The sequence below is a fragment of the Marisediminitalea alba genome (genome assembly GCF_002993365.1).
Lineage (GTDB): Bacteria > Pseudomonadota > Gammaproteobacteria > Enterobacterales > Alteromonadaceae > Alteromonas > Alteromonas alba.
This window is the reverse complement of sequence record NZ_PVNP01000191.1, coordinates 22,126-28,337: the sequence shown is the minus strand read 5'-3', so window position 1 is coordinate 28,337 and position 6,212 is coordinate 22,126. Positions and strand designations below refer to the sequence as shown.

4 protein-coding genes, 1 tRNA gene and 1 pseudogene are annotated in these 6,212 nt (G+C 45.6%); 1 reads left to right on the top strand and 5 read right to left on the bottom strand.

Features of this window, described 5'->3' with window-relative positions; translation table 11 throughout:
* Positions 1-295 (bottom strand): annotated as a pseudogene (locus C6Y40_RS17925) (IS4 family transposase); the annotation flags it as partial.
* Positions 296-444: 149 nt separating this feature from the next.
* On the opposite strand from C6Y40_RS17925, the gene C6Y40_RS17920 reads away from it, so the two are divergent.
* A complete protein-coding gene (locus C6Y40_RS17920) occupies positions 445-1,767 on the top strand; it encodes a hypothetical protein (RefSeq protein WP_105935774.1) in 1,323 nt (440 codons plus the stop codon).
* Between the two features lie 15 nt (positions 1,768-1,782).
* Here C6Y40_RS17920 and C6Y40_RS17915 read toward each other — a convergent pair.
* The 4 genes from C6Y40_RS17915 to dcd form a co-directional block, all read right to left on the bottom strand.
* Positions 1,783-1,859, bottom strand: a tRNA-Pro gene (locus C6Y40_RS17915).
* Between the two features lie 140 nt (positions 1,860-1,999).
* Positions 2,000-3,202 carry a serine hydrolase domain-containing protein gene (locus tag C6Y40_RS17910; RefSeq protein ID WP_205664796.1) on the bottom strand — a complete coding sequence of 401 codons (1,203 nt, stop codon included), beginning with the start codon at positions 3,200-3,202 and terminating at the stop codon, positions 2,000-2,002.
* A gap of 138 nt (positions 3,203-3,340) precedes the next feature.
* Positions 3,341-5,410 carry a glycoside hydrolase family 97 protein gene (locus C6Y40_RS17905; RefSeq protein WP_105935773.1) on the bottom strand — a complete coding sequence of 690 codons (2,070 nt, stop codon included), beginning with the start codon at positions 5,408-5,410 and terminating at the stop codon, positions 3,341-3,343.
* A 134-nt stretch (positions 5,411-5,544) separates the two neighbouring features.
* Positions 5,545-6,144: a dCTP deaminase gene (dcd, locus tag C6Y40_RS17900; protein WP_105935772.1), complete on the bottom strand. Its 600-nt coding sequence runs from the start codon at positions 6,142-6,144 to the stop codon at positions 5,545-5,547.
* Positions 6,145-6,212 lie beyond the last annotated feature (68 nt).

The following is a 6,212-nucleotide window of genomic DNA, read 5'->3' as shown; positions in this document are numbered from 1 at the left end:
CTGACCAGTCAACGGCAATGACAGGATGTTTACAGGTACAAAATAACCGGCAAATCATTGCATAGATAAACGGTACTTCACGCTGGAGGTGACCATTAGATAACAGCCGGTCAGCCCGCTTAATACGGTGTTTCTCATAGGCATTGGAACGGATACCGCGCCCCATACTGGTCACAGTGGCCGAACCGCTCTCAATCAAGCTTCGCACACAGGCGACAACGGCCTGTTTGCGGGTTTTATGCATTTTATGGCTGACAAAAGAGACAAGATTGTTCAATATAGAGCGTGCATTCATGGTGTTTTCTGTGTTGGTTTTTTTTGGCGAAAGATCTGATCACCAAATGCCATGAATGTTCCCTAACTCTTTGACTTTATTTTACTATTCGTGGGGATAGCTCAGCATCTAATATAATTCTGAAAATATATTGGAAGGGAATCACAATAATGAAAAGACAACTGTTATTTTTAATCAAAGCCTTCACTGCTTTAGGTACTTTATTTATTTTCGCAGTATGTAACGCATATGAAATTGGGATGCGCGCACTACCACATGAAGATAAAGGCTATTACTTTACGACGTCTGACGGAGGCAGCTTAATTGGCGAATATGAAAGAAACCACGAGAGACTAACTGCATTAGCCTTACAGTGCCTTTATGAAGCAAATAATTCAGAAGGTACATTAGAAAAAATGCCTAAAGATTGTGCAGACTATAAAAGCATTGATACCGAACTTTCATTATTTAGCAATGAATTGACCCCCTCTGACGCCCCCCTATTTAAATATCGGGATCTTGTATCTTTTGTGCGATGGCCAGATGATCCAATACGATTCATCCACAAAGGCGGGGCCTCTGCCGCTACATTTGGGGCTTTAATTAAGCAAGGTTGTAAGAAATTTTTCGAGGATAAAACAAAGGCCCCTTCTAAAACGGGAATATTCAACGGTGGTTTATTTTGTGTTTCGCACTTTGGCAAGCTTCAATTTTTACATTCCATGGCAACTGATTTTGGCGAGCCACCAAAACAAACTAGACATTTAATATGGCAATGGGCGAATTATGCTTTTGAACTTTCGACGAGTTCAACGTTGTGGGATGAAGAGTATTGCGACTATTGGCAGAATTACCCCAACAGCCCTGAACAAAGAGATCTTGGAGAGGTTATGCTAGAAGACAGCATGTTGGATGACTCACCATGTAATTCAGGGTTCAACCCCTACTATTATACCAACTGGTTTAGACCTCTCTTTGGATATGAGAAAGTCGATAAATATTGGCAGACATGGCGATTAGGTATTACTTTCAACTGGAGTTGTACAACATTATACGGCGGCGCAAAGCTATGCCCAGCCTTTGTCGACCAACAAACTAAAAATAGACCAAAGAAAATTCAGTCTATACAAATGTCGGCATTAGGTTCAATTATTCATATGATTCAAGACTCGTATGCAAATGGGCATACAGAACGAGATAATTCCGGTCTCGAGCCAAAGGTAAGTTTAGGCAGAGTGATTGCTTTTAGGACTTATTTAGGACAAGACAAAGACAAACATGCTATAAGCGATAAATGGCCTACGTTTGATGATGTTGGACCATCTGTCGATCCAATTACCGCTGTTGCAAAGCTAGTTTGGTTACATAACCAGGTTTCACAAGGCAAGTCTGTTTCGAATAAATATAATGTCGATAGCATACTTCAACGGGTTTATGGCGATGTTAAAGAGACCGATGAAACAGCTGGTCCTGGAAGATTGTATGCAGAATAAACTGGGGTAAGGAATTGGTCGGTGTGAGAGGATTTGAACCTCCGACCCCTGACACCCCATGACAGTGCGCTACCAGGCTGCGCTACACACCGACCGAAAGAGCCGCTAAGTGTACTCATATTTTGTCTGATTGCAACGGTTACGCCATACAATTATCAGGCTTTTGTTCTGGTTGTCGAAATTTCCATCAGAGTACAGACTTCACTTTCAATAAAGCGGTAATCAATATCCGCTATTCAGTGTTGGTAATGATATTAAACACAGCTTCGCGAACCTCGTTAAACGCCTCGAAGACTTGGTCATTAGAAACATCGTTGCACATCATGGCAAAAGATAGCTCCAATTCGGGATATCTCGCGAAATAGGTAGCGGTGCCTAACCACCCTCCTGAATGTGAGTATGCCTGATAACCTTTAAACGTATGGATAAACTGCCCATTACCGTAAAAGACCCCTTCTCCGGCTTGCTGCTGACTATTCGGCGTATTCATTGCGTCGATCAATGCCTGGGGTGATTTACCAATTTTCGGCTGCAGAAAATTATTACTCCATCGCAATAAATCATCTAAATTAGTGTGTAAGCCCCCATCACCAACCCAAAATAAATTCGTCATATCAGTTACATAGCTGCCATTTTCTAGCTGCTTGTAGCCATAAGCACGATTCTTAACAATTTCCACGGGATTATCGCTAAAGAAGGTGTGTTTCATGTTGAGTGGTTTGAAGACATATTGATGGCTAAACTCTCGAAGTGTCTGTCCTGAAACCTCTTCAACAAGCATAGACAGTAAGAAATAGGCAAGATTGCTGTACTGGTATTTCTGTTCTGGTGGCATGGCTAGTGGTACTCGCTTTACCACATCATAAAATTCACTGATGGTAAGGTAATCTTCATTACCTAAACGAAAATCGCCGCCTGCGGCAGACTTTAACCCTGTGTTGTTCTCTGTTTTGCTCCCTTCGTAAGAATCAGCGATAAGATCATAGTCGCCCATACCAGAGGTATGACCTAACATTTGCCGGACGGTTACGGTATGGCCATAGTCTCGCAATGCAGGTAAATAGATATGAATGTCCTGGTCGAGATCAATTTTGCCCTGTTCCACCAACATCAATACGGCCATGGCAGTAAATTGCTTGGAAACCGACGCCATTCGGTGCACCTGATTTCCATCTAGCGGCACGTTCAGTTCAAGGTTAGCCAGTCCGTAGCCCGCTTTATGTAAAAACTCTCCCTTCTGCATTATTCCCAAATTACAGCCTGGTGTCTCGGCCTCTATAGCTGACTGCATGAGTGCATCAATTTTTTTGTTTAAATCCTTTGCATTAGACCAGCCAGAAAGCACTAGAAAACTCAATGCACATAGCGTCGTTAGTCTGCCCACGGAATCTTTCCCTGTTGTTTTGGTCAGTGTCAACTGTATAGGTAATGCCACGCCAGCACAATATTTGTTCGATGCGGCTCTGCTGCACAATGGAAGTCATTAAAGGTATTGTTATCGGGTAAAGACAAAAAAAGGCGTCTGGGGTTGGGCAACCAGACGCCTTTGCTCTCTCTGGATTATGTTACTCTGTTACAATTGCTTAAACCGGATAGCCGCACCACCCGCAGCTGCAAGGTGCAGGGTTAATGCATCTTTACTGGTCACCGTTCTTTTACTGATATCAACGTCATAGGGATTGGTTTGCCAGTCGGCTTTCTTGCCGTCTTTGTAGATTTGCGCTTCGTAGGTCTTACCGGGTTTCAGAAAGCTCAGCGGCACGGTGATATCCCGCGCCTCTTCATTAGTAATGGCGCCTAAGTACCAGTCGTTACCCGTGTACTCGCGCGCTTTACGTTCCTGACGAGCGATGACCACATAATCGCCCACTTCTCCCTGTAGGGCGCGAGTTTGCTCCCAATCGGTAGGAACATCCTTAATAAACTGAAAGGGTGCCATTTGCGCTTCGTAGTTTTCTGGCAGATCAGCGGCCATCTGGATAGGGCTATAAAGTACTACATATTCGGCTAACTGCTTAGCAATGGTGGTTTGCGGGCGCATGTATTTCACCCGGCCATGTTCTTCGGTGCCACCTTTGATTGGCGGGTAATCCAGGTCGAAAATGCCCGGCGTAAAGTCCATCGGACCAGAAAGCATTCGGGTAAATGCCAGCATTGGCACATGCTCGGGTGGATTCGGCGCTGCCCAGCCGGAGTTATATTCCTGGCCGCGCGCACTTTCACGAGCAATCCAGTTAGGATAAGTACGGCGTAAGCCTGTGTCTTTTACCGATTCATGGGTGTTAATCGAAATACCGTATTTCGCTGCAGTGGTAATGTTATTAATAAAGTGATTTACCAGTGGTTGACTGTCGGTATATTCAAGACGCTTTATACCCGTATCATCGGTCACTTTCAGGCTCTGGCCATGGGCGACATACCCCGTTTTAATTTGCTCGACCCCCATCTTCTGATAGAGCGCAAAACCGTCTTCCATCTGAGCTTCGTAGTTGGTTATTCCGCCTGAAGTTTCATGGTGCCCAATGAGCTTAACTCCAACTTTTTTGCCGTGGTCGCTGACTTTTTTGATATCAAAATCCGGGTAAATTTGGGTAAACGAGAACAGCTCTGAGTTCTGGATCCAGTCGCCATCCCAGCCTACATTCCAGCCTTCTACTAATACACCGTCGAAGCCGTGCTCTGCGGCAAAGTCCATGTAGCGCAAGGTATTTTCAGTCGTAGCACCATGCTTTTCACCAGAGCACCAGGTGTATTTCTGAATATGCATTCCCCACCAGATACCGATGTATTTACCCGGGTTAATCCAGTCAACCTCCCCCAGTTTGTTGGGTTCGTTAAGGTTAAGGGTAATATAAGAGTTGATTAACTCTGCAGCATTCGGCGCTATCTGCACGGTACGCCAAGGCGTAGTAAAACTGCCTTGCTTGCGAACTTTAATGCCGTCAGCACGAGGGGCCAAATCAGCTTCAAAGCGCCCCAGCGCCTGCCAGTCTAGGCTCATGCCAGCATAGTCTACCAGCGCCGCCTCATGAATAGCCAGGTGCGTGCCGTCATCCAGTTTTATGGTCATAGGTGTGCTGGCTTTACCCACATCCTGCAACCGGGTCTCGCGATACAAATATTCCTGACGGTCATAACCCTGCCCCGGGATCCAGTAAGCGGTAGCCGTATGTGAATCGATAATCGAAAACTCAGTCATTTCACGAGTGATATCACGCTGCCCGTCGGCAATTACGTGATAACGAAAGCCAATGCCGTCATCAAATACCCGTACCTGCACGTTAAAGGCATTATCTGCATCATTCTTATCGGTAAATTTAACCACCAACTCATTGTAGTGGTTGCGAATGCGGCGTTGCTCACCCCAGGGTTGCTCCCAGGTGCTGTCTTCACTGCTGCGGCTAATCTCACTGACCTCAAGGTGGCGATAAATTGATTTGGCCTTCGCAAAAGCAAAACCCAGCCGCGCCGGGCGCATGATCTGCTTACCGTTGTAGTCCACGGTATACTGTGCATAATCGTTTTTATCGGTAAAGGTAAATGTGATATCACCGTCTGGTGACGTCACCGAAACGTCAGTAGCCTGCGAGGTAAAACTCAGTAGTGAGAGAGCAGACAAATATAAAGCGGTAGCCAAGCGCATAGTTGCTTCCTTATCAGGTTTTAATACCCAATAAGATAGCAACTTAATCGATTAAGTGAAGTTTTGAATGTAAACTTTAAACAATAAATTTACAATTGATTGTCGGAATTTAAAAAAATAAGCGACAGAGAGTCTTACTCGCTGTCGTCTTTGCCGTCTGCGGATATACGACTCGCCACAGCGCCTGCCTGCCCTTTGTACTTGGCGTCAATTCGGGCATTGTAGGGTTTTTCTGCTGGCTGACTGAGCACTTCAAAACTCAGTGCACCAATTTTCATTAGTGGGCGTAACGCCAGTGGTAACTTACCGCTGTTGTAAAATTCCAGCACAATATTACCCGACCAGCCAGGGTCAATACGATGAGCGGTTACATGCACCATCAGCCCAAGGCGAGCCAGTGAGGACCGTCCGTCAAGCCAGCCTACGATATTGTCTGGCAAGGTGACTGATTCATGAGTAATGGCCAGTGCCAGTTCTTTAGGATGGAGGAAAAAAGCTTTGTCTTCCGGCAGTTCAATTTCGTCGCTCATTACCGACTCAAGGGCGGCCTGCACCTGCGATTTAGGCCCACTTAAATCAATGTATGGCGCGGCGTGATCTTCGAATACGCGAAATTTATTGCCCAGACGAATGTCCACCGTAAGGCCGCTTATCTGATCGTAATCAGGTTGCGGATCGATTTTGATTTTGCCGTCTTGCAGGTACTGATAAATATCGCGATCACATAAACGCATTGCGGAGATTTCCTAAGCCTTAACCGGGGCGCTATTATGCGACTGCAGCGCCCCACAGGCAACGTGTT

Coding starts and splice junctions, on each gene's coding strand:
- C6Y40_RS17920 (WP_105935774.1), top strand. CDS start 445: ATGAAAAGACAACTGTTATTTTTAATCAAAGCCTTCACTGCTTTAGGT.
- dcd (WP_105935772.1), bottom strand. CDS start 6,144: ATGCGTTTATGTGATCGCGATATTTATCAGTACCTGCAAGACGGCAAA.
- C6Y40_RS17905 (WP_105935773.1), bottom strand. CDS start 5,410: ATGCGCTTGGCTACCGCTTTATATTTGTCTGCTCTCTCACTACTGAGT.